The organism is Komagataeibacter europaeus LMG 18890 (assembly GCF_000285295.1).
Classification (GTDB): domain Bacteria; phylum Pseudomonadota; class Alphaproteobacteria; order Acetobacterales; family Acetobacteraceae; genus Komagataeibacter; species Komagataeibacter europaeus.
In genome coordinates this window covers 1-20,480 of record NZ_CADP01000055.1, presented here as the reverse complement: position 1 = coordinate 20,480, position 20,480 = coordinate 1, and the positions used below count along the sequence as shown (strand labels likewise).

Annotated in this window: 21 protein-coding genes; 7 read left to right on the top strand and 14 right to left on the bottom strand. The window is 59.2% G+C overall.

The genetic code is table 11. The annotated features are described in order from the left end of the window. Window positions 1-301: IS4 family transposase (locus tag GEU01_RS26340; RefSeq protein ID WP_269719749.1), on the top strand; the 301-nt coding region annotated here is incomplete at its 5' end. On the opposite strand, the gene GEU01_RS13980 is transcribed toward GEU01_RS26340, so the two are convergent. The 11 genes from GEU01_RS13980 to GEU01_RS13930 all read right to left on the bottom strand — a co-directional run bounded on the left by GEU01_RS13980 (window position 292) and on the right by GEU01_RS13930 (window position 11,402). After that, a complete protein-coding gene (locus tag GEU01_RS13980; RefSeq protein WP_019086575.1) occupies window positions 292-2,706 on the bottom strand; it encodes a secretion protein in 2,415 nt (804 codons plus the stop codon). The genes GEU01_RS26340 and GEU01_RS13980 overlap by 10 nt on opposite strands. Window positions 2,707-2,719: 13 nt before the next feature. Beyond that, window positions 2,720-3,121, bottom strand: a complete 402-nt coding sequence (locus GEU01_RS26890; protein ID WP_232272540.1) for a hypothetical protein — start codon at window positions 3,119-3,121, stop codon at window positions 2,720-2,722. A 274-nt stretch (window positions 3,122-3,395) separates the two neighbouring features. Next, the gene (locus tag GEU01_RS13970) at window positions 3,396-3,866 is read right to left on the bottom strand and encodes a hypothetical protein (RefSeq protein WP_019086217.1); all 471 of its coding nucleotides are present in this window, start codon (window positions 3,864-3,866) and stop codon (window positions 3,396-3,398) included. Window positions 3,867-3,959: 93 nt separating this feature from the next. Next, window positions 3,960-4,505: a hypothetical protein gene (locus tag GEU01_RS13965; RefSeq protein WP_026018687.1), complete on the bottom strand. Its 546-nt coding sequence runs from the start codon at window positions 4,503-4,505 to the stop codon at window positions 3,960-3,962. 17 nt (window positions 4,506-4,522) lie between these two features. Then, window positions 4,523-5,224, bottom strand: coding sequence for a hypothetical protein (locus tag GEU01_RS13960; RefSeq protein WP_232272507.1), 702 nt, complete (start codon window positions 5,222-5,224; stop codon window positions 4,523-4,525). Window positions 5,225-5,755: 531 nt separating this feature from the next. Beyond that, complete coding sequence (locus tag GEU01_RS13955; protein WP_019086214.1) at window positions 5,756-6,994, bottom strand: DotG/IcmE/VirB10 family protein; 1,239 nt, start codon at window positions 6,992-6,994, stop codon at window positions 5,756-5,758. Next, complete coding sequence (locus GEU01_RS13950; protein WP_019086213.1) at window positions 6,994-7,974, bottom strand: DotH/IcmK family type IV secretion protein; 981 nt, start codon at window positions 7,972-7,974, stop codon at window positions 6,994-6,996. The genes GEU01_RS13955 and GEU01_RS13950 overlap by 1 nt, the downstream gene beginning before the upstream one ends. Continuing rightward, window positions 7,971-8,606, bottom strand: a complete 636-nt coding sequence (locus GEU01_RS13945; protein ID WP_010515538.1) for a DotI/IcmL/TraM family protein — start codon at window positions 8,604-8,606, stop codon at window positions 7,971-7,973. Before GEU01_RS13945 ends, GEU01_RS13950 begins: the two co-directional genes overlap by 4 nt. A gap of 132 nt (window positions 8,607-8,738) precedes the next feature. Then, entirely contained in the window at window positions 8,739-9,617 is an 879-nt protein-coding gene (locus GEU01_RS13940; RefSeq protein ID WP_026018686.1) for a hypothetical protein, read from the bottom strand. A 248-nt stretch (window positions 9,618-9,865) separates the two neighbouring features. Then, window positions 9,866-10,669 (bottom strand): helix-turn-helix domain-containing protein, encoded by an 804-nt coding sequence (locus tag GEU01_RS13935; protein WP_019086211.1) that lies wholly within the window; start codon window positions 10,667-10,669, stop codon window positions 9,866-9,868. A gap of 349 nt (window positions 10,670-11,018) precedes the next feature. Beyond that, window positions 11,019-11,402, bottom strand: a complete 384-nt coding sequence (locus tag GEU01_RS13930) for a hypothetical protein (RefSeq protein WP_019086210.1) — start codon at window positions 11,400-11,402, stop codon at window positions 11,019-11,021. On the opposite strand from GEU01_RS13930, the gene GEU01_RS13925 reads away from it, so the two are divergent. From GEU01_RS13925 to GEU01_RS13900, 6 genes are read left to right on the top strand one after another with little or no spacing between them, the layout of a single operon-like run. Next, window positions 11,401-11,790, top strand: a complete 390-nt coding sequence (locus tag GEU01_RS13925; protein ID WP_232272506.1) for a hypothetical protein — start codon at window positions 11,401-11,403, stop codon at window positions 11,788-11,790. The two genes, GEU01_RS13930 and GEU01_RS13925, sit on opposite strands and share 2 nt — an antisense overlap. Beyond that, complete coding sequence (locus GEU01_RS13920; protein WP_019086208.1) at window positions 11,787-12,374, top strand: hypothetical protein; 588 nt, start codon at window positions 11,787-11,789, stop codon at window positions 12,372-12,374. The genes GEU01_RS13925 and GEU01_RS13920 overlap by 4 nt, the downstream gene beginning before the upstream one ends. After that, the gene (locus GEU01_RS13915) at window positions 12,374-13,558 is read left to right on the top strand and encodes a hypothetical protein (RefSeq protein ID WP_019086207.1); all 1,185 of its coding nucleotides are present in this window, start codon (window positions 12,374-12,376) and stop codon (window positions 13,556-13,558) included. Before GEU01_RS13920 ends, GEU01_RS13915 begins: the two co-directional genes overlap by 1 nt. A 10-nt stretch (window positions 13,559-13,568) precedes the next feature. Then, the gene (locus GEU01_RS13910) at window positions 13,569-14,981 is read left to right on the top strand and encodes a hypothetical protein (protein WP_026018685.1); all 1,413 of its coding nucleotides are present in this window, start codon (window positions 13,569-13,571) and stop codon (window positions 14,979-14,981) included. A gap of 22 nt (window positions 14,982-15,003) precedes the next feature. After that, the gene (locus tag GEU01_RS13905; protein ID WP_019086204.1) at window positions 15,004-17,364 is read left to right on the top strand and encodes a DotA/TraY family protein; all 2,361 of its coding nucleotides are present in this window, start codon (window positions 15,004-15,006) and stop codon (window positions 17,362-17,364) included. Window positions 17,365-17,388: 24 nt separating this feature from the next. Further along, complete coding sequence (locus GEU01_RS13900) at window positions 17,389-17,886, top strand: hypothetical protein (RefSeq protein ID WP_019086203.1); 498 nt, start codon at window positions 17,389-17,391, stop codon at window positions 17,884-17,886. A gap of 405 nt (window positions 17,887-18,291) precedes the next feature. Here GEU01_RS13900 and GEU01_RS13895 read toward each other — a convergent pair whose 3' ends face one another. The 3 genes from GEU01_RS13895 to GEU01_RS13885 all read right to left on the bottom strand — a co-directional run bounded on the left by GEU01_RS13895 (window position 18,292) and on the right by GEU01_RS13885 (window position 20,280). Then, the gene (locus GEU01_RS13895) at window positions 18,292-18,828 is read right to left on the bottom strand and encodes a hypothetical protein (protein ID WP_019086202.1); all 537 of its coding nucleotides are present in this window, start codon (window positions 18,826-18,828) and stop codon (window positions 18,292-18,294) included. Next, entirely contained in the window at window positions 18,825-19,829 is a 1,005-nt protein-coding gene (locus GEU01_RS13890; RefSeq protein WP_019086201.1) for a thiol:disulfide interchange protein DsbG, read from the bottom strand. Before GEU01_RS13890 ends, GEU01_RS13895 begins: the two co-directional genes overlap by 4 nt. A gap of 61 nt (window positions 19,830-19,890) precedes the next feature. Continuing rightward, window positions 19,891-20,280: a hypothetical protein gene (locus GEU01_RS13885; RefSeq protein WP_019086200.1), complete on the bottom strand. Its 390-nt coding sequence runs from the start codon at window positions 20,278-20,280 to the stop codon at window positions 19,891-19,893. Window positions 20,281-20,480 lie beyond the last annotated feature (200 nt).

The window sequence follows — 20,480 nt, the reverse complement described above, 5'->3', positions numbered from 1 at the left end:
GGCCTGGCGTATCTCATGGATAACAATGCTCAGGCGTGAATTACCAGGGACGTCGCCTTCTACCGTTTTTACAGATGTGGAACGCCAAATACTCGAACAGTTCACACCCATACGCAAACTCAGCACTTCACCAGACCTGGATTTTTACATCCGGGCAGTCGCCAGACTGGGTGGTTACCTTGATCGCGCTTCCGATGCTCCGCCCGGAACAACTGTTATCTGGAGAGGAATGTCTCGCCTGGCAGATATCGTTACAGGTGCTCTCTCCTATCAAATTACAGAAGAAAAAATTTATGGGTAACTGCAAGCCGTGAAACGGGCGAGATGATAGTCCCGCATGGATGGGGGCATATGCGGGTCGTCCGCATAATCGGGATGCAGAAAGAAATTCCGGGCCAGGATATGGCGGCCAAGCATATACATGAGTGCTGTCTGGCGGTTGGCTGCGGGAGAGCCGGAAGGTGCCACCTCGGCAAGATCGAGAACGATCACGCGCGCATCCCCCATATCCAGCTTTGTCGGGGACGCCAGCATGGGAAAATTTTTGATCACGTTCATGATGTAGCGATCAAACGTGTCGATCAGGCTTTCACCAGTTTCCAGGGTGATCTTGGAATAGCGTTTTTCGATTTCCGGACTGCGGGCCGCAATCAGCAGATCCTGCAGGACCGGTATGGCATGACGCTGGGCAAAACCTGCGAGGCGGTACTCCCTGAGACTGACAAGGGCATCGACGACATCCCGCCACCATGTCGGATCGTCCTCTTCCGCATGGTGGGGCAGGCTTATGCCCAGCGATGTTATTGCGGCATCGACATCCGGCTCGATCCTTGGCGTGTAGATTTTAGGCGTGCCCCCCTGCACCCCGGTGCAGAGGCGGTAGGCTTCATCAATCACGTCCTCTACGAGATGGTCCATGCCCTCCCACGGCCTGCCATCCAGCGGCGTGGCAAGGAGCGAGATGAAATTCTGCAGGAAGACGCGCTCGAGTGGCAGGGGATATTCCAGCCCGACCTGGGTATCGAAGACATTGACCTCGAAGCCCGGGATTGCCTGCATCTTGACGTAAACCGCCTCGTGCTGGCGTTCTGGCCCAAGCGCGTTGCGCAGCATCTCGATCAGTCCGCGCGAAGACGGTCCGATGTCGAGCTTGCCGATATAGGGGAGCTTGGTGCCGTGGCTGCTGATCGCGGCGCTGCTGAGGATCAAGCCCAGCAGAATGGTATTGGCCAGAACGGATTTTCCGCCGCCAGGCGGGGCTACGATAATGTCTACGACGGATGGGCGTAGCCCGCCCCCGGTCGGATCGTAAGGCCAGATTGAACCATCGGGCTTGCGGAAGAGGATGGATCCTTTCTGCCACGGTGACGCACTGCGTGCCCACGGCATCATGGAGAACGCGTCACCGACAAGGGCGAGCGATGAGGTCGCAGTCGAACCGAGCGCTAGGGCAGGGACAGAACCCATGGCCGCTTCCAGAGGATCGCCGGAAATCCGCGTTGTCTTGCTGTTGCCCCATGCATCAATCGCCTGGGAGAGGTCCGACGCCTGCCGTCGCAGCTTCGCCTCTGCTCCGACCGGAGCCCAGGTTGTGGCGGTCATGCGCATCCGCACGGAATTATGGTTGTTTTTCTGGCGCTCCAGCTTGAGTGCGGCAAACGCCCGTCGAATGTCGCTATTTCCGGGAAACATCGCCAGAAACCCGGCTCCGGCTTCCTTGAAGCCGAAGGCGGCGCGGCCACCGCCCTCCAGGATCATGGCGCTGCGCCATGGCAGTCTCTTGCGGCCAAGCACGCTGGAGAGTTCGGAGAACGGGCGCGGATCCTCTGGGCCAATCGTCATGTCGACCGGGGCGTATGTATAATCCCCCACGGTCACGAGCTGTCCGCCTTTCGTTTCGGCGTCGGCATTGAAGATCTGGTCCCGGATCGCCGGCCAGAGCAGGCCCTGCGGATGTGGCTGCGGGTCATCCAGATCGTCGGGAAGCCGTGGCATGACCCGGTCACCCAGCAGGGTCGGTTTCCAGACGGAGCCCGCCGTTTCACGGTAGGTTGCCTCGCGCGCGACCTGCAATGCCTGATGTGGACCGAGAAATTCGCAGGAAATATCGACCCCCTGCAAGGCCGCCTGAACGCGCGAAATGAACGATTCATGGCGGGCCGCCATGATATCGGAGCGCAGGGCAAAACGTTGGGTATTGCCCACGCGAGGAAATTGGGAGGCAAGGGTCCGGCGCTCCTCTGCCACCTGTTTGCGGTCCTCACGTGTCAGCACGCTGGGCCGGGTCCACAGGACGTAACAGGTGGCCTCCCAGCGCATGACGTTTGGCCAGCGCCGGCGCCTCTCTTCAATGACGTCCGAAAGGTCCGCTCCGATCTGTCGGGCTATGGACCGGCAGCCATTGAGGCTCAGGCGGTCAATCTCGATACCCGAGCGCTCGGGATCGGAAATATACCATCCCACAATGGCATGGCCACGTTCTTCAAGGAGACCCTGCAATTCTATACGCTGCTGCTCGGCGAGCGCTTCCACTTCCTGCCGCGTGCACATGCGACGCAGGCCATTGATGCGCAGTACGGAGACATATTCACCGCGTTTGGTGATGAGATGGTCCCCGTGCGTACTTTCCACATCGCAGAATGAGGCAAGGGGCTGGCGCAGCCCGAGGCTGATGCCGGCCAGCAGACTGGAAAGAATACCGCCCATTGATATGATCCTGTCACGTCATGACCGGTTGGGGATCGGCATCAAGCCATCCCCTGACAAGCGCCGGGTAGATGTCGGTGGGGCCGTTATGGAGACGGCCCAGGGGGAAGAGCCGGATGCCGTCCATCAGGGCGGTCGCGCTTTCATTGATCTGCGGGTCAGCCCGGTTCGCCATCAGCAGGGCAGTCGCCAGCAGTCGGGGAAAGGTTGTCTCCAGCCGCCGCCTGGCTTCGGTCGTTCGCGCGTGCAGAGCGCGGAGCACAGCGAGAGCGCTTTTGCATTGCGCAGGCATCATCGCGGTGTCCGACCCTGACGCGATCGCGTCCATTGCACGATGCCAGACGACATCCTGTCCGTTTGGCCCATTGCCGAGCGTCTGCATGAGGGCTTGATGCGCGCAGCGGGTCAAGGTCATGATGCGGGCCTGCGGCAGTTTCGGCCACCATATCAGGACGGCTTCGCGTTCAATGGCCGGACGGGTCGGATCCTGCAGGATGTTGCATAAGGCGCAGACAGGCCCGGGTCCGTCACCATGCCATGGAAACCTGCGACCAGGCGTTATCAGGCCGCAGCACGCACATGTGAAAAGGCCCGGCTCACCCATCTCCCCGGCGTCTGGCGCTGACGGATCCCATGGGCGCGGCAGCAGCCGGAAAGACTGTGTGAGACGGGCCATTGCGATCGGGTTCCTAGCCGCCGCTCGTGAATTGATAGGCCTGAGCCTGCGTACCAACGGTTGCCGAGCCACCGGACGCGGTGTTGGCAGCCTTGTTGATCCACTGCGGACCCGTTGCGAAAAGACCGCACAGCACGATGCCGGCGATTGCCATACCGACCTTTCCGGGCGAACGGTTCTGTTCGTTGCGGCTCTGCCAGGCCGCCCATACGCCGCCGATGAAGCAGATGAAGGCAGCGACATACATGCATGCAGCAGCGACAAAGCCGCCCGCTGTCAGTCCCTCCTGGGCGGTGGCCTGCATCTGGGCCCCGATACCGTTTGCGCTGCCGGTTGCGGATTGGGCCAGCGCATGGCTGGCAATGAGGATCGGGACGGCCAATGTGCCAAGTGCCGTGACGGCACGCTGTCTGTATCCGGCCCGTTGTGTCACCAGACGCGTCAGTCGCGCCGCGCTGGTGATGCCTGTGCGAGAGAGGTTCATGGTCGAGGGCTCCGTTGAAAGAGGGATCATGTCCCCCGAATCATTGTTCTGTCGGCAACATGCGACTTCGAACGCTTTCTTTGCGGACAGGACCTAGCCGGACGTTGTCCAGTGGCTCAGGATCCAGGTTGCTTCCTTGACGGGATTGAGGAGGATCACGCCGAAAACGAACTGGATGAGGCAACTGAGTTTTGAGCGGTTTGTTTTTCCGGTCGCCGACGCGTTCCACGCAACGACCGCCATGAACGCCGCCCAGGCGCCGAACATTTCGAAGAACAGGGCGAAATCACTGACGATTGACAGGATGGCATCCTCTGGGCCTGTCCCGGAAATGACGCTTCCGGTCGCGGCATCCGTATAACCGGTGACAGAAGCTCCCAGCGAAACCTGCGTATCGAGACCGGCAGAGGTGGTGGACTTGGTGAGTATCCTGTCAAAAGTGGCGAAGACGCCGGACAGGACAATCCCGATCCAGGGCACCCAGGGACGGCCGACGAACGGGTTCAGGGGCTGGCGCTGCTGCCATAATCCCCATGCCCCGGTCAGGAAGGCAATCCACGCTGCAATATAGCAGGCCATTGGCAGCAGCCAGGCCATGGCGAGAGCGAGATCGTTGACGAGGTTGACCAGACCTTGCACGTCGATGTGTCCTTGCCTTACTGGATGATGCCGCGTTCAGCCTGGATTACCCACATCGTGCCGCGTTGAGAGATGGCGCGCACACGACCATATCCGCGGAGATCGGTGCCGATTTCGATTTCGGACTGTGGCGGTTGCCCGACCGGCGCCGCATCGTCTTGCACCATGGCAAGCTGGGGAGATGCAGCAAGTATCCGGTAGTGCGGCGTCCATGTCGGGGGCGGAGCAGGAGGCGCCTGGCGCATTCTCGCTGTCCGGGACGCTGGAGATTGCGGCGGCGTTGGCGCCTGCTGCGGCTCGGCCGCCGCTGCTTCCAGGGCTGCCCGTGCCTTGTCGGCTGCGGCACGTGTGGCGGCCGGTCCATCTGACGGGGGCGCTTCGGCGTCGGCCACGGCTCGTTTCGCTTCGAGGAGCGACATCCGGCGGTTGAGATCCGAAGCCTTTGCCGTATCTGCGATACGCAGCCGGTCAAGATCCTGCCGGAGTGCTGCGATGTCGCTGCGGGTCCGCTGCACCAGTGCTGCTTCTTCCGTCACAAGCTTCAGCACCTGCAACTGGTCATCCGATGTCATGGGAGCCGCTTGCAGGCGGGTCGCTTTCTGGACCGCATCGTCGGTCGGAACAGCCTTTTCGATGCCGATATCGTGTCTCTGCGCAGGCGTGTTCTCGGTCGGCATAGTTGCCGGTGTTGGGACGGCGGGATGGGGCGGCTTTTTCATAGCAAGGAGTGCCTTGAGATCCTCATCTGTAGCCGAGACCTGAGGTGCCGGGGGTGATGGCAATGATGTAGGTGAGTGCCCCGGCGCTGGAGACGCTTTGGGGCCTGATGGTAGCGGGGCGGAAATCACTCCGACTTCCTGGCCTAGGGGAGACGCCTGCCTCTTTGCTATGCCCATCACGAGGAAGAGGGAGAGCAGACTGCCGACGGCAGTACCCGCGATGATGACCTGCCTGCGGCGCGGAAGCGCCCTGAAAAGGGCCATTGCATGTGGAACGGGTCGGTTCCTGTCAGGTGCTGCTGTCACAGGTTGCGGGTGAGGGGAGGGAGGCTCGGCAATTATGTCCGCCTCGGGCGAAGGGTCAGGCTCGGGCGTCGTGGCCAGCTTGCGAAACGGAACAGGTTCAGTGCCGCGATCCGCGCTGAACGGATCCCGGGACGTCGTTGCGGTTGCGGCTGAGGTCATGGTGAATGCTGCCTTCTGGTAGAGAGTGCAGAATTCGCCGATATCATGCGACCGGTGCCCGAAAACTTACTTCTTCATGACGACGTCCGACATGAAGATCACGCCAACACTGACCTGAGCGGCAAGATTTACGCGCGGCTGGGTCGGCATCTGCTGCATGAGCGCGCTATTGACCTGCGAGGCCGCCGCACCAGCCGCTACACCCAGTTGTTGCGGAAAATTCAGTGACTGGACGTAGTTGACGTTGCCGAGGGCTCCGATCGAACCGGTTGTGTTCGACGTCATTTCGATCGCCTGCCCGAGACCCTGGACAAAGGCGGCAGCGGCGGGAAGAACAAAGCGCTCAACGTATAGCTGGTCAACGCTTGAGGCCACCGCAGCTTCCATGGTGTCCGGTGCAACCACCATACCTTCGACCTGGATCGGGGTCGGATCGTTTTTATGGAAGACCTGATCAACACGGACAACCAGCCGGTTCAGATGTCCCCCGGCCCTTCTGACGGATGCTTTCATCCTGTCGCCAGCGAGTGGACCTGAATCAGCCTCCAGGATGATTTCTCCCCCGAGATCGCTGTTGGTTGCTGAAACCGTATGGGCGTAAATCCCCCGCCCGGCAGGAACAAGGACGCGGGAGAGGGCCGTCTGGGAATTTGCTGTCGCCGCCGAAGTTATTGAAGGGGAGACCACCGGTTTTTTTGTCTGTTCCCTTCCGGTTTCCGTCTTTTCATACAGGACATTTGTGACAGGAAAGCGTCCATCAAGACGGCCCGCGAGATCCATGATCGCATGTCTGTATGCGGTGATGGCGTCCTTCTGGAGCTGCGGGTCACGTGGCATGGCGGCGCGGAAGGCTGCATCCGTTTGCACTGGTACGACGGGAACGCTTGGCACGACCTCAGGCGCGTGCGGGGCTGGCGCTGCGGCGGCCCTGGCCATCGCCGGGTTGACGTCCGCCCCGACCTCCTGGGCGACCGGGGGCGGGGGAAGCTTGTCGTCGGGATGGGTGGGCGTGCCCGGTGCAATATCGGGTGAATACGACTGTCCCGCAGTCTGTGCCCGACCTGCCTCGTCGCGGATCTGATCTTCGCGGAGTTCCTGCTGGCGCGGATTGGAATTCAGGCCCCCGGGCAGGGGGTTGGCGGCGGGCGGCCTGCCGGGGTCCGAGCGTGGAAGCTCCTTACGGTGGATGGTGGAGATGAGGAGCGTGACGCCAAGAACGGTGCCGATACTCCCAAGGATTGCGAGCAGACGCCGGTTTCCGCCCCGCGACGCATCACTGAACAGCTGGTTGAATCTGGGTTTCATCACTGTGCGTCCCTGATATGGGCCGAGACCGTCCGTCCCGCATCGGAGAGAAGGACAACGGGGGACTCATGGAAGGCATAGAGCGTGTATCCCCCTTCACCGTGCTCCATGCTGTCCGAGGAGGGCGTCATGAGGTGAAGGCGCGTGCGAAGATAGACCTCGTTTCCAATCCGCCATGCGCGCACGTCATCGGGTGAAATACCCTCGACGGCCAGCGGAATGGCTGACGCTGGTGGGATGCCGCTTAGCATGGCGTTCATGTAGGGCTCGCCTGTCGCAGGCACTCCGGGGCGGCTGTCGACCGGCTCCCGGGCATTGGGTCCTCCCTCGGACATGCGAACGGTCAGGTTGTCATCGTAGGATCCACGCCCCGCGATCAACAGGAAGGAGACCGGCTTTGGCGCGTTCTGAAGCGTTACGAGCAGTCCACCTCTGGGCTGGAGCGACATCGGTTCGATATTGATGGTATTGGAACCCTTGAAGGGGACGCAGGTATAGAAACCTGTTGTCTCAACCGCAGGATTCCCGGCTGATGCGCCGCTTTTGCCGGAAGCACAGTTCGTGCTGCCGTCCGGGTTGGCGGAATTGCCAGATGTATTCCATGCGATCGGCCAGGGCTGTCCCGTGCTGTCCACGAAGGACAATGCGGTCGGATACCCTTTTGTCGTAAAGATCAGGCTTGTCTGCTGACCAGGCGCAAAGGAGACACGGATCGCCGGGCGCGCATTAGGGGTCGCGAATTCCGTGCCGACCTGCTCCGTGGCACGACGCACATCCTTCAGGCGTTCCCCCAGCCGAAGGATTTCTTCGGGCGTGAAAGGAATGGCCTCATGCTCGGCTTCATCTTCGGCTGCCTGATCCTGATCGTCTGCAGGTGTCGTTGCTGCAGGCCCGGGCTGTGATGGCTGCTGTGCGAGTGCCGCAAGTGGCAGGATGAACAGGGTCAGCGGAAAGAGAGAAAGAATTCGCACGGCTGTCACTCCCTCCCCGACGAGACGACAAGCTGTTCGATGGCCAGTCCATCCGGGTGATCCAGGTCCTCCACGCGATCAATCGTCACGGTTGCCATCAGCATTTGCGTATTCTGCTGGTTGACGTTTTCGCAGGTCTGGATGAAAGGAAACTGTATTACGTAGCGCGAGTGTCCCTGCACGACTGTCTCGGCGCGTACGGTCGCGGCCCGTGTCGGCTGCGCGTAACAGAGCAGTTTTGCATCTCTGAGTTTCGCCAGATTCCCCTGCGTAATGAAAGACTTTGCAAAGGTGTTCCATCCGTTGAGCGTGTAGTGAGCGCCCGCGGTGTTCATCTGGGTTGGAAAATCACGATAGTTGATGTTGTAGGGTGCGATCGCCCATTTGACGGCCCAGCCGAGAAGCTGGTCCTGGCCAAGTACCGGACTGGTGAGGGCCACGGCCGGTCGGGGAGCATTCTGGCCGTCAACGTAGAAATAGAGGGGTGTGGGCGGGTGTGCACGGATATAGGCGTCGTGCGCCGCGAAAACGATGACCACGCCCGCCAGTGCGATGTTGAGCAGCAGTGATCTGTCTACAACAATCCCCTGAAAGTCGGGGTCGGTAAGCCGCCTGGTTACTGCGGAATTAAACAGCCGCATGGCGCGCCTCCCTTACGGGGGCATGAAAAAAGGTGGTCATCACTCTACTCTCATTTCCCGACGGTGATGAGAGCAGGCTGGAAGTCTATCTTGCGACCAGCACGTTTTTTCTTTGACGGTTCCCGCTACTACTCAGGCGGCAATGCCATGCGTGGCGGCAATGCTGCGGCGGTATCGTCTGCTGACACGGTCGCCCCCCTTGCGGGTGGTCCAGAAAAAGCATCCGCTCTTGCAGAGGCATTCCCGCCGGATGTAGTGGTGTTCGCCGATATAATATTCGGCCCTCGCATGAATGAACCAGGGCACTTTGGCGCCGCGTCGTGGCGGAAGCTGCTCCCAGCAGCTTTGGGATTTCAGCGCGCTTTCCGAAATAAGGAAGTCCCGCGCAATTTCACGCGGGTTCTGAAATGCAAAATGGCGGTAGGCGATTTCAATGTTGGCGGCCTCGTGCCACCGTACCTTGTCTCCGCCCTTATGTCCTGTGAGGGTCAACCTGTTGAGGCTGTTCCTGACAAGCCATGTCCGTCCCCGCCGGGCTTCATGAGGAAGCAGGGAGGCTTGTTCCCATGTCAGGACAGCTTCGGGATCTGCGGGAATGGCGCTCCGCTTTTCGGCAAGTATGGTCTCCGCCTGTATTTTTGAAAGCCTGATGCGCGGTGGCAGGCCAAGCTGCTTTCTTTTTGCACGCACGCTCCCGGCCGAGCGGCCAAGCATCTCGGCTATGTCGGCGGTTTTATCACCACAGAGCCACCGTTGGCCGAGGATGAGTAGCTGGGTCCTTGTCCACGCTCCCCTGCGCGTAGACGCTTCATAAAGAGCATTCTGGGGTCGGTCGGCCCATTGCGCAACTGACTCTTGCACATCCTGCACTGTCAGGGTGAGCATTGTCGCCACAAGGACCTCGTCGCGCAGCCTGGCATAAAGGGCGCGTGTCATTTCTGGTGTGGGATAGGTCTGAAGCCATGTAAACAGACCGTGTTTTATGACCTGGCCGAACGATGCTGACTTCATGGCGGTATGCCCTCGTCATCGCGTTTTCGGGATAGGCTACGTGTTTTGGGAATAATATCTCTTAAGCGTTATATAACCGTCAAGAAATAAATAGCGCAGAACGCGCCAATATGACTCCAGACGCGGTTTCCGGTCCACGTTGGTGATCCGCCGGGGCACATCACCTGGAATGGACAGCCCAAGGCATAGGGTCTGCCATAAGAAAGGAGACCCCTTTCCTGACAGTCTTTATACCTTCATGCACCCGGTCAGTGGTTTGCGATATCGTCGAGGTGACCAATAATGGATTCGAGATCAGCGAGGGCTTCGAGTTGTGATTGCGCGGACATTGCCCACGCGGTCATGTCCAGGGAACGCAAAAGATCTGCGTCGTCATGTATTCCCGGGATCAGGTAATAAACGGAGACGGCCAGGCCTTCGGCGATGCGATAAACCGTTTCAAGGCTCGGATTTCTCAGCCCTGCTTCAATCAGGCTCAGGCTGGTCAGGGAAACATGTGATTTATGGGCGATCTGGCTCGCTGTTGCCCCCTGAAGCGTCCTGAAGATCTGAATCCTGCGCCCAAATATCTCGAGGAGGTCCTGCCGTTCCCCCGAGGTGAAGGCGACACTGTGTGAATAATGATCGATCGGCAATCTGGCCGGTATTTCCAGCAGGTTAAACGTTTTGGAAATATTGCCAATAATGTCGCGTAATTTCTGGATTGCCAGATTGTAGTCCGAACACTGCTTCATGGTCTTTTTCAGCTGCGTGGCGGATGCCACCAGATCCAGATGGGCAAACCATGTACCTTCTGGTGCACCTTGCGGAAGAATATCGCGCGGATCTATTTCAAATACCCGTAGCAGCGCCGATAATGTTTCCAGGGAAACCGGACGACCTGCTTCGATGCTCCGTATGACCGATACATTCAACCGTGCCAGTTTGGCGAGGTGCACCTGCGTCCAGTCAAGCGCCGTCCGCCTGTCATAAATGATTTCCCCGATGTCTCTATATAATTGGCCGGATGCAAATAAAGCCTCGGCTTGCATCTTGCCATTGTCATGGGACATTTTCGTTTACTCTCACGGCGGGCGTTTTCCTCAGCAAAAGAAACTTCCAACATCCAGAAGATATCGACTGGCCGCGTCCTGACAGGGGATCAGCCGTGACGGAACGTCATGATAGTCGAGTTGGAGCCCGCAAAAAAGGTGTCTGAGGTCGCAAAGGCCGCTGCTCTGGTCAGGAGAACTTGATGGAGACACTCATATGCCTGTTATGTCTGCCGTGGTTATGGCGCTGGCCTTTGGCCCCATATCTGCCACACCAGCCGCGTTTCATCTGGTCCAGACAACCTCTCCGGAAACTCCGCCCCGGCCGGCATTGACGTTGCCGTCAACGGGGACAACTGGCGGGGAGACCTTACCCCCATCGGGAGACACTGGTCAGGAAGGGCCGGGCGTATTGCCGGGTACTGGTACGGATCCTCGAACATCCGGGGCTGTTCCAGCCCGTCGATATTTCCATATCGCCAGTGGATACGGAAAGCAGGTTCCACTTGGCTTCGCCGTACGCCAGATCGTTCCGCATGGGGTGCGCGTCGTGTTCGCGGCGGACGTGGACACCAGCGTTCCTGTTGACTGGCAGGGCGGCCGGGAATGGAACAAGGTTCTGGCGACCACGGTAGCCCAGGCGGGCGACGTCATTGATGTTGGTCATAATAAAGTCGCGGTCCGACGTCGAATTCGCTGACCGGTCGCATGATGGCCCGACACCTTCGTCGTAATCACCCGAGGAAGGTTCCATGAACAAGCCCTCATCCGTCCGGAAATCCGGACCTTCTTCCCCGATGCCCAATGTCTCCCTTGCGCTGGATGCGCTCGGCGAGATCTGGCGCATCAGGGGCGGAAAGGACGTCATCGCGATGTTGGACAATGATATGACAGCGAGGACGGCCTGGCACGCCATCCTCGCTGGTGTCGCGCCACATGAATGGCCTGATCTGGTCAACTCCCTTGACGCGCTGATCCCCTATCTGCGCGGCCGCAGGGACCTGTTGTCGGCGGACAGCCCTTTTGGACGGGGCGTGATCTCGGAAAGCAGGCGCCACGCGCTTCATCGCCTTCTTGCTCCGGAAAGGATTGCCCTGCTGGAGGCTGTGACGCGTCCGGCCACACGTCAGGAGGCCGCATGATCGATCTGCGCTTCCGTGTCCTGTTGTCAGTGGCTGCCGCTCTTGTATCGATACAGGGGCATGCGCAGACCACGTCATCAGGCGCCTCTGGTGCCACGACATCGACGGGAAGCGTCGGCTGCGCCGCCCTGACCCAGGCGGCGGCAACAGCCGTAAACGAACGCGTCCAGGCCAACGACGCCTATGAAAAGCAGCCGGATAGCGTCAACGGCCTGTCCTGCCTGAGCAATTTTTTCAACGGCACCGGATTGAATCTCATCACGAACGGCCTTGACCCCGCGGCCCTGCTGCAGGCCGTCGAGGGCCAGATAGGTGGCCAGGTCTGTCAGGCAGCACAGGCCGCATGGGGTAACGCCATGGGGTCGACCCAGTGCGGACTCAGTCTGTCGGGCGTTAACCTGGGGCTCGGTTTTGGCTCGAGTAGCGGGCTCATGTGCCCGAGCCTGAGTTTCGGTGGTGGTGGTCCGCCAATTGCGACCGCCATTGCGGGGACGTCGAGCGGTACGACTGATCTGTATATCAACGGATCTCCCCAGCTTCCGACCGGATACAGCCTGAGCAATCTCGTGGACGGAGTGTTCTGATGCGCAGGCTGCAGATGGTTATCATTGGTGCTGCTTCGTGCGTCTGCGTGCTGGCAGTCACGCCGCGTCCGGCATATGCGCTTTTCAGTGACGCCGCGGTCGTTGCAGCGATCAAGCTTCTTCAGGCGTTCACGGGCAGCGCCCTCGATACGATGACGAAAAACCTGACAACCAGCATCGATTCAAACCTCAGTAGCCTTACAAACCCCAATTCCGTGGCGTCTCTCCTGACGAAGGGCTTCACGCAGGTTGCCAATTACGCAAAAGCCCAGGTTGGTGCCCAGTCGCAACTCATGGATGCCCAGGACGCGGCGATGGCCGGTTTTCTACGGCGCCAGCAGGAAACCGGAATCCGGGACGAGCATATGATGAACCCGGAATTCTGCGCGGGCCTTGACGCCCAGCAGTCTACCGTGGCGGCGTCCAAAGCGGCGCGCTCTGCGGTGTACGCCATTGCGACCGTGAGCGATCCCCGCGGTGAGGCAGGCCAGGGCACGCCCTCCTATTACGGCAAGTCGCAGGGCACGGATGCGAACATGTCCCTGCACCTCAAGCGCTACTGTTCATCCGACGACGTGGCGCAGGGGCTCTGCTCTTCCGTGTCCCGGCTGCCGAACGCCGACCAGCGTGCCGCCAGCCTGTTCGGCGCTGATACCCTGTCCGCGGATGGCGCAGTGGATGCCGCCAATGATTATGCGACCACGCTCATCCAGCCGGTCGCGCCGGCGGCCCTGCGTGGCGAGCAGCTGTCCAGCCTTCGGGGACGTGAAGCCGCAACCCGCCGCCGGTCGTACAACAGCCGTATGTCTCTTGCCCGCTGGGTCACGGGCTACGTCACATCTCTTGGCGTGCCGTCTGTCACGCTCACGCGGGACCAGAAGGCTGAAATGACGGCCGAGGGGCTCACGCCGCTCGACAAGGCGTCGTGGCTGCAGGCCATGGCGCTGGAAGTTAATCGCAGGGTCTCCAGCGTAAGCTGGAACGCCTCGCTCCAGGCAATGCCTCCCGCGTCCGTCATGCGCGAGGTCGCCACCGAAATGGCGCAGGCCAATTACCTGGCACTCCAGAACTACCGCCTCAGTCTCTATCTGGCGACCATGGGGGCTACCCGGGTCGCACAGGAAGAAGAGGTCGCCTTCAAGGACGGCCTCACCCCGATGCCGTCTCCCACGATCAACCCATAAGAGGTCCGTCATGTCTGAGGCCCAGCAGAAAACCGGTGATATAGAAGATGTGCTGAAAACCCTCGATCGCGTGCAGTCCGAATACAGAAAGCAGGCGCCCGGGCAGGCCGCCGCATATGATCGGCTGCGGCAGGAATCCCGTGGGCCTGACGTCCAGAATGATCCTGGGTTCCGTACGCGCATCGCGTACGCCGTGCAGGATGTAGAGCGCCTTTTGGGACCGACGCTCGAAAAGGAGCATCCTCTCCGCGCCGAGATGACAGAGCGCGCGGCACATTATCCAGGTTTGGAGGAGCCTGTCGTGGCTGCGATGATGCGTGAAACGCATCGCCTTCAGCAGCCAGAAGTAAACGCGATCCGGACACTTGCCAGCGAGCTGGTTGAAGGACATCAGGATCCGGACCACCCGGATATCGCGCACACAATCGATAGCCTGAGGGCGACCATCTTTCCCGAACCAGGGCGCCAGCCAGCGCCAGGTCATGACCATGCTGCCGGGTCTGCGCACGATGAGAAAGGTCAGGCGGACAAAACCCGTGGAATGGCGTCGCCGGGGGAGGGCGCTCCGCCAGGACCGGAGCAGTCGGCCAGCAGCCAACCCGGACAGACCCATACGATGGATCCTCAGAAGGATTTTCAAGAGAAACAGACAGGTTCGGCAAAAGATGCGCCGGAAAGCCGATCGACGATGGATGGCAACGGCACAAAGGAAAAGGCGGCAGCGAACACACGGGAAACGAACGCGGCGGCCAAGGATCAGGAGGACGTCAAGGTTATTCGCGGTGGGGGCTTTGCCCGCCTTGCGGAAGCGATTGCCTCGCGCATTGATAGCCAGCCTGCGAACCCGGCATCATCGTGGATGGAAAAGGCCGTCGATTTCAGTACCCGGCTGCACACCGCGCGTGACGAAAAGAGCCTGGAGGCGACCGAACGTCTGGGAAAGCAGGCGGTGGAGGCCCTGCGTGACCTCAGGGAGCGGCCAGCTTCCTCCATCATGGCGGCGATTTCAGATGCAGGAAAGGGCGACCCTGACGGTGTTGCCGGTGTGTTGTCGGAGATGAAGGCCGGTGGCCGGTATGCGGATCTGCATAGCCAGTTTGTGACGGAGAAACAGAATAACCAGGCATTTGCGGCGCAACTGGAGAATGTCACCAGCAAGCTCGAAGCCTACGGAAAGGGAAGGGACGCCGCCGAGGCAACAGGCCAGCGCATGGGAATGCCCGGCAGTGTGACGCAGCGCTTCACCCAGATCGATGCCGAGATCGGCAGGACTGCTGCCGAAGTGCCCGGAAAAAAAGAGGGGGCCAGTGCGCTGGAAGACATGAGCGAGAAGGTCCGCGAGATGATGCACAAGGCTGTGACTGCAGTCACGGATTTCATGACGCGGATGAAGCCCGGTCCCACCGCCAGTCCTGCGCCGTGACTTCGCCGCTGGAGGACAAACCATGACGCCCTTTCGTCGCCCTGTATTCGCCATCCTGCCGCTTCTGTTTCTGTCGGCTCTTACCGTGTCCGCGGCAGCGCAGACGGTTGTCGCGACCGGTTCGGGAGATGCAGCCAGCAGCACGGGCTATAACGTGACATGGGACCTGCTTGATCCGGGCAGTGACTGGGCGGCGCAGGTCATCCGGTCTGTATTCCCGGTTTTCGGCCAGGATACGGGCGCGCCCAGCATCGGCAACGAGGCGACCGTCATAGGAACCATGATCGGGTGGTTCTCCGGGTTTGTCATGGCATTTGCGATGGCGGTCGTAAGCTATATCTACTTCATGAACATCCACCGGGGTGCAGAAACAGCGCAACTCCTTGGTAACAACCAGACCAGCATGTCGATCGTGCGGATCGGGATTGCGGCCATCCTGATGTGGCCGCTGCCGACAACCGGCTTCAATGCAGCGCAGGCCGTTGTCGTGCAGGGCTCGCTCTGGGGCATCGGTATGGCGAAGGTCGTTTACGACAAGGCGAAGCAGGCGATCGGACCAGACGGCAAGGTCATTGCACAGCCCCTTATCCCCGGCACAAAGGGGATTGTGACCGGCCTTGTAAAAAATGAGTTCTGCCGGGCCATTATTAACATTGCTGCGAATAACACGAGCCTGATTGCAGCCCCGACCGGGCAGACCGTCCTGTCCGTGACCGGCGGAAAGATGGGGATCATCAACTATTCTTACAATATGGCAGCCGGCGCAGGAGACGGGACACCAGTTTGCGGGGCCGTAAGTCTGCAGGCGCCCAATACTGACGCAGTGAATCTGGCCGGTTTCCAGGTCGACCAGGCGGGTATGCAAAAGCAGGTCCTTGATTCCGTGATCCTTGGCGACATTCGCAGCCAGGTTGAACAGGTGGCGCAGAAGTACTGGCAGACCAAAACGACAACGTCCTTGGCCCCACTCATGACCATCATCGTCAATGCCACCAACGATTATGCGTCGCGTCTCACGACGCAGGCGGCACAACTGCGTTCGAAGCTTCAGGACACGGTCAATAATCAGACGCTCGCGCTTCACCAATGGGGAATTTCGACGAACGGAGATGCGGTCAACACCAGCAGCCAGATGGATACTCTCGGGTGGACTGGCGCAGGAGCCTACTATCTCGAATTCGCGCGCCTCAATGGCCAGACCCTGTCTCTCATGACCGCAACGCCAACCATCACCACGCCATCCTATTCCGGTCTCGGAAACTATCTTGCCTCGGACATTGCGCCCCTGGTGCAGTCTGCGGACACCTTTATGGAGAACATTGACAGCATGGTTGCAACGCAGGATGGCGTGACCGCGCCAGGCGGGAATGCTGACCTGTACACAGGAGCGATACCGGGCGGAGACGGTGCGGGTGTGCTCGACCAGCTGTTCCGCGCCCTGCACCTGAATGATTACGCCCTGCAGATCGTGACCGGATTTATCGAGCCGTCCGGTACGAACGGCTACTGGACGGATCCGTTTGGCAATCTCATGTCACTTGGCAACTGGATGATCACGACCGCCCTTCTCACCATGGGCACTGCGTCGGTTCTTTCTTCTACGGCCGGCACCGTCGGTATTGGCGTGCTGTCGCTTCTGAGCGGAAATCCTGAAGGTGCCGTTGCGGCAGGGGCCGGGCACGCACTGATGCACTTTTTTGGCGCGCCGATTATCGGCGGCTGTTTCGCCATGCTTATGCCAGGCCTCACCATCGCCTATGTCATCCCGATGATCCCGTTTGTCATGTGGATGTTTGCCGTGGCTGGATGGTTCATCATGGTCTGTGAGTCCGTGATTGCAGCGCCTCTGTGGATGCTCGCGCATATGACCATGAACGGGGAGGGGCTGCACGGTCATGCAAAACAGGGTTATGCCCTTCTGTTCAATGTCATCTTCCGGCCGGTGCTGATGCTGTTCGGACTTTTCCTTGGATATTTTATATTTGATTCAGTGTCGTGGCTGATCCACATGTGTTTCGGCATTGCGGCCGGACTGGTGCTGTCAAACGGCTGGATTGTGAGCAACTTCCTCGGCATGATTGTTCTGGTCAGCCTGTTTGTCATGATTCATGTCACTTTGGCGTTCATTTCATTCAGGATGATCTCGATCCTACCCCAGCGGGTTCCCGCCATGATCGGATTTGGTGACGTGGACCGGGTCGACATCGACCAGTTCAGCCGGGACGCCGCCGTTGTCGGTATGGCGGGCACGTTGCTCTCGATTCAGCAGTCGCTCGGTGGGAGCGATCGAACTGCGACCCAGCCTATGGATGATAAAAATAGTAAGCAAATATATACGGGTGCAAATAAAGCTGTAGATACGACAATGAAAAAGATCCTATAGTGCGTTACACTTGGAGGGCATGAAATGTTTGGTGGCAACGGGTTGAGTGGGCCGGCAGGCTTCATACTCGGACGCATGTCGTGTCAGTATAGCGAGAGCTTGCAACGCAATATCCGACAGGCCCTTCATGGTGCTGCTCCGCCGCATTTTAACGAACTCGAAGAGCAGGTTCGGTTAATCAGTCGCTTGACCGAGGCACTTAATCTGGCAAATGCTCACTCCGATAAACTCGAAAGCCAGTTGGAAGACTGGAAAGACTACGCTCATGGCCTGGAATCCCAGATCAGAGAACTGAAAGACCATTTTTGTCGGACGAGTGCTCATGCTGAGCAGCTTGCCAACGATCTCAAAATATCAAGGGAACAGGAAAAAGACCGGGCGCAAGAACTTGAGGCAATCCGTGTCAATTACCGCCGACTCAGCGATGACCATGTCACACTGACAACCAAGGCCGAGAACATGGAACGACGGATTTGGGGCTATCTTTCCATGGAAAATGAATGGAGAAAGCGGCAGTCCTAGTCGCAAGATACTTGGTCAGGATGGTCTCCTCTAAGCGGGAGACCATTCGTGAAACATCTCATTCTACCTCTTGTCCTCTCCCCCTGGCTTGCGGCATGCAGCGCTGGCAACGTGTCGTCTGCTGCCCATGTGCATGGCCCAAAGGCTCCGCCGACCAGGCATGCGCGTTATGATCCGCACGCTGCCTACGGATCGACACGTGTAATCTGGACACCCCCTACGTGCGATCGCGCCGGTACGATCGTCCGGCCTGATGATCCACGGGTGATGCAGGGGCGCGAGGATTATGAACACGCCTCTTGGGCAACAGGCGCTCAGGGCGGCGACAAGAACGCGCCTCCCGGGACGTTCTGAGTGCTCCGCCGATCCTATCTATTCACCAGCGCAATGCAGATGGACTTGCGCTTACGGCTTGCGGGGAATGAGGCTGTCGGCGGTCGCGACAAATTGGCGGGCGGAACACAGGCGGCGTTCGCGGATCTGCCAGTTGAGCCACGCGTTCTGAAACGCCACGAGTGCCAGAAATGTCCAGAAGGGTGCGAACTCCAGCGCAGCAAGGAGTTGGGTGCCCTTCCAGTGGGAAAGGAGCATCTCTCCGGCCCAGCCAAGAATCAGACCTACAGCGAGCATACTGGCAGCAAGCGCCCGCCTGTATGTCTCATGCTGTCTCTGATCGAGTAAGATCGCCACAACGCGGGGTTCGACGCCATATTCGGCAGCGATCGCGGCGATATCAATAGGGGTACCGTCTGGCGCCCGCGGGCCCTGCATACCGGCTTTTGGCATCAGTAATGCCTTCCCGAGGGCTTCAATCAGCGCGGCATTTCTCGTTACATCGGACCAGGCGACCAATGTACGTGGATCGCCAATCACCAGCCGGGCCACCTTGCGCGTTCTTGCAAAAAAACGCCGCGGGCCGGTCTGGTCCTGTCGTGTCTTCATTGCGAGACCGAGGTCAGAAACGTGGCGACATCCGTGGGAACGCCGTCGAGCCGGCCGATCCTGCCATTGCGGTGCATCCAGACGAAGGTTGGGGTCCCTGTGAGCCCTATCCGCCGTGCAATCTCGGTATTGCGGGCAAGCTTCTCCTCACTATCCGGTTCAGGTGCTGTCAATCCTGGGTTTAGGCGACCGTTGACCCACGCTTGTGCCATCTCGTTTGCCGGAAGCGACAGCATGGCTCTCGCATTGACGGTGCTGGCGCCATTATCCTCGTAATCAAGCAATGACAGCGGGACTATTTTCAGGCGAACTTTCCCTGCATCGATTGCGGGCTGAAGGATATGCATCGCCTTCATCGAGTAGATACATTGCGGGTCTATGAACATGATGACTTCCGGGGCTGAAGGTATCCCTATAAGGCCTCCCGAGAGACCCGGGAGCCCGGACTGTTCGTTAGCGTCGGCTGAAGCGCCAGAGATACTGATTTCCGGGACGGCTCCAGGAATGCCCCTGATCTGGTCTCTCGTGATGTCCTGTCCGGTGGCGCCCCACATGCGGGCAGCGACTGCTGCCTTGCCATCCGGGGTCGCATAGACGACCTGAAAACGGTTATCTGCCCGAACAAACATTCCCCTGATGCCATCGACCGGCGCGAGATCGTGGGCGCGCGATCCGGCCAGGGAACGTAGGGTGTCGTAGGGGACCGGGATCAGCGTGCCGCTAAGCACGATCGCATGGCTTTCCGGAGCGAAAAAGACGAGGAGTTCGTTCCGGGTATGGGCGATGCCAGCTTCGAAGCCGTGGAGATCGGGTAGTTTTTCGATGTTGGCCCCTGCGATTCCAAGGTGGGCGACTGCATCGGTCCTACCTTTATCACCATGTTCCAGGGGCGGCCCTATGGTGTCGCTCCTGGACCCAATCGGAGTAGACACAGAGCATTGCTGTCCTCGCGCTGGCGCGTGCATGAGCAGGAGAAATGGCAACACGTAGAAACAGCGCATGGCGGACTCCGGACAATACCTATGTCCTGTACGCCCTGATCATGCGACTGCGATTAAAAAATCATTCCTTGTCGTTCCCCCTTTCTCGAGACAGGGGATTTTCAAAAGCAGGGTTGATCGGGGAGAGAATAAACGTCTCTTCTGCTTCGCTTCCTAACTCGTCGATCGACATCTCGCTTATCATTTTTACAAGAATATCAACGCGGAGCTGCAAATAATGGGAATTCGGGTGGTCGTCTTTCAACTGACGGCCTTTTTCGTGGCAAAGCACCAGAATGGGGTGCAATGATCTTGCCTGCTCACGCTTGGCAGTTGATGTTTTCGCTGGAGAAGCAATGTATTCAATATTGCATCTCAGCGCTAAAATCGCCTGAACCAGCGTCAGGCATAGCTGTCCGGATTGTTCGTCATCGATAAGCTCGAAACGCGAGCGAAGTTCATCAAACTTCATGTCATCCTCACACGGATCAAGACGAACACACTGAAGCAACGCAGTGCACGGTTGCCATGTTTCTTACGGAGCGCTGGAGCGGCATAACCCGATATACTTTGCCATTATTGACGATTTCCGTCGTGATTTAATCTGGTCACCTGGCTCCACGGAATCATGATCAGGATGCTCAATCTACACGATTCCGTCTTGTTGTAACG

What these genes read in the sequence shown, in the direction of transcription:
- GEU01_RS13980 (WP_019086575.1), bottom strand. Translation starts at nt 2,706, where the DNA reads ATGGGCGGTATTCTTTCCAGTCTGCTGGCCGGCATCAGCCTCGGGCTG.
- GEU01_RS26890 (WP_232272540.1), bottom strand. Translation starts at nt 3,121, where the DNA reads ATGACCTTGACCCGCTGCGCGCATCAAGCCCTCATGCAGACGCTCGGC.
- GEU01_RS13970 (WP_019086217.1), bottom strand. Translation starts at nt 3,866, where the DNA reads ATGAACCTCTCTCGCACAGGCATCACCAGCGCGGCGCGACTGACGCGT.
- GEU01_RS13960 (WP_232272507.1), bottom strand. Translation starts at nt 5,224, where the DNA reads ATGAAAAAGCCGCCCCATCCCGCCGTCCCAACACCGGCAACTATGCCG.
- GEU01_RS13955 (WP_019086214.1), bottom strand. Translation starts at nt 6,994, where the DNA reads ATGAAACCCAGATTCAACCAGCTGTTCAGTGATGCGTCGCGGGGCGGA.
- GEU01_RS13945 (WP_010515538.1), bottom strand. Translation starts at nt 8,606, where the DNA reads ATGCGGCTGTTTAATTCCGCAGTAACCAGGCGGCTTACCGACCCCGAC.
- GEU01_RS13940 (WP_026018686.1), bottom strand. Translation starts at nt 9,617, where the DNA reads ATGAAGTCAGCATCGTTCGGCCAGGTCATAAAACACGGTCTGTTTACA.
- GEU01_RS13935 (WP_019086211.1), bottom strand. Translation starts at nt 10,669, where the DNA reads ATGTCCCATGACAATGGCAAGATGCAAGCCGAGGCTTTATTTGCATCC.
- GEU01_RS13925 (WP_232272506.1), top strand. Translation starts at nt 11,401, where the DNA reads ATGAACAAGCCCTCATCCGTCCGGAAATCCGGACCTTCTTCCCCGATG.
- GEU01_RS13930 (WP_019086210.1), bottom strand. Translation starts at nt 11,402, where the DNA reads ATGGAACCTTCCTCGGGTGATTACGACGAAGGTGTCGGGCCATCATGC.
- GEU01_RS13920 (WP_019086208.1), top strand. Translation starts at nt 11,787, where the DNA reads ATGATCGATCTGCGCTTCCGTGTCCTGTTGTCAGTGGCTGCCGCTCTT.
- GEU01_RS13915 (WP_019086207.1), top strand. Translation starts at nt 12,374, where the DNA reads ATGCGCAGGCTGCAGATGGTTATCATTGGTGCTGCTTCGTGCGTCTGC.
- GEU01_RS13910 (WP_026018685.1), top strand. Translation starts at nt 13,569, where the DNA reads ATGTCTGAGGCCCAGCAGAAAACCGGTGATATAGAAGATGTGCTGAAA.
- GEU01_RS13905 (WP_019086204.1), top strand. Translation starts at nt 15,004, where the DNA reads ATGACGCCCTTTCGTCGCCCTGTATTCGCCATCCTGCCGCTTCTGTTT.
- GEU01_RS13900 (WP_019086203.1), top strand. Translation starts at nt 17,389, where the DNA reads ATGTTTGGTGGCAACGGGTTGAGTGGGCCGGCAGGCTTCATACTCGGA.
- GEU01_RS13895 (WP_019086202.1), bottom strand. Translation starts at nt 18,828, where the DNA reads ATGAAGACACGACAGGACCAGACCGGCCCGCGGCGTTTTTTTGCAAGA.
- GEU01_RS13890 (WP_019086201.1), bottom strand. Translation starts at nt 19,829, where the DNA reads ATGCGCTGTTTCTACGTGTTGCCATTTCTCCTGCTCATGCACGCGCCA.
- GEU01_RS13885 (WP_019086200.1), bottom strand. Translation starts at nt 20,280, where the DNA reads ATGAAGTTTGATGAACTTCGCTCGCGTTTCGAGCTTATCGATGACGAA.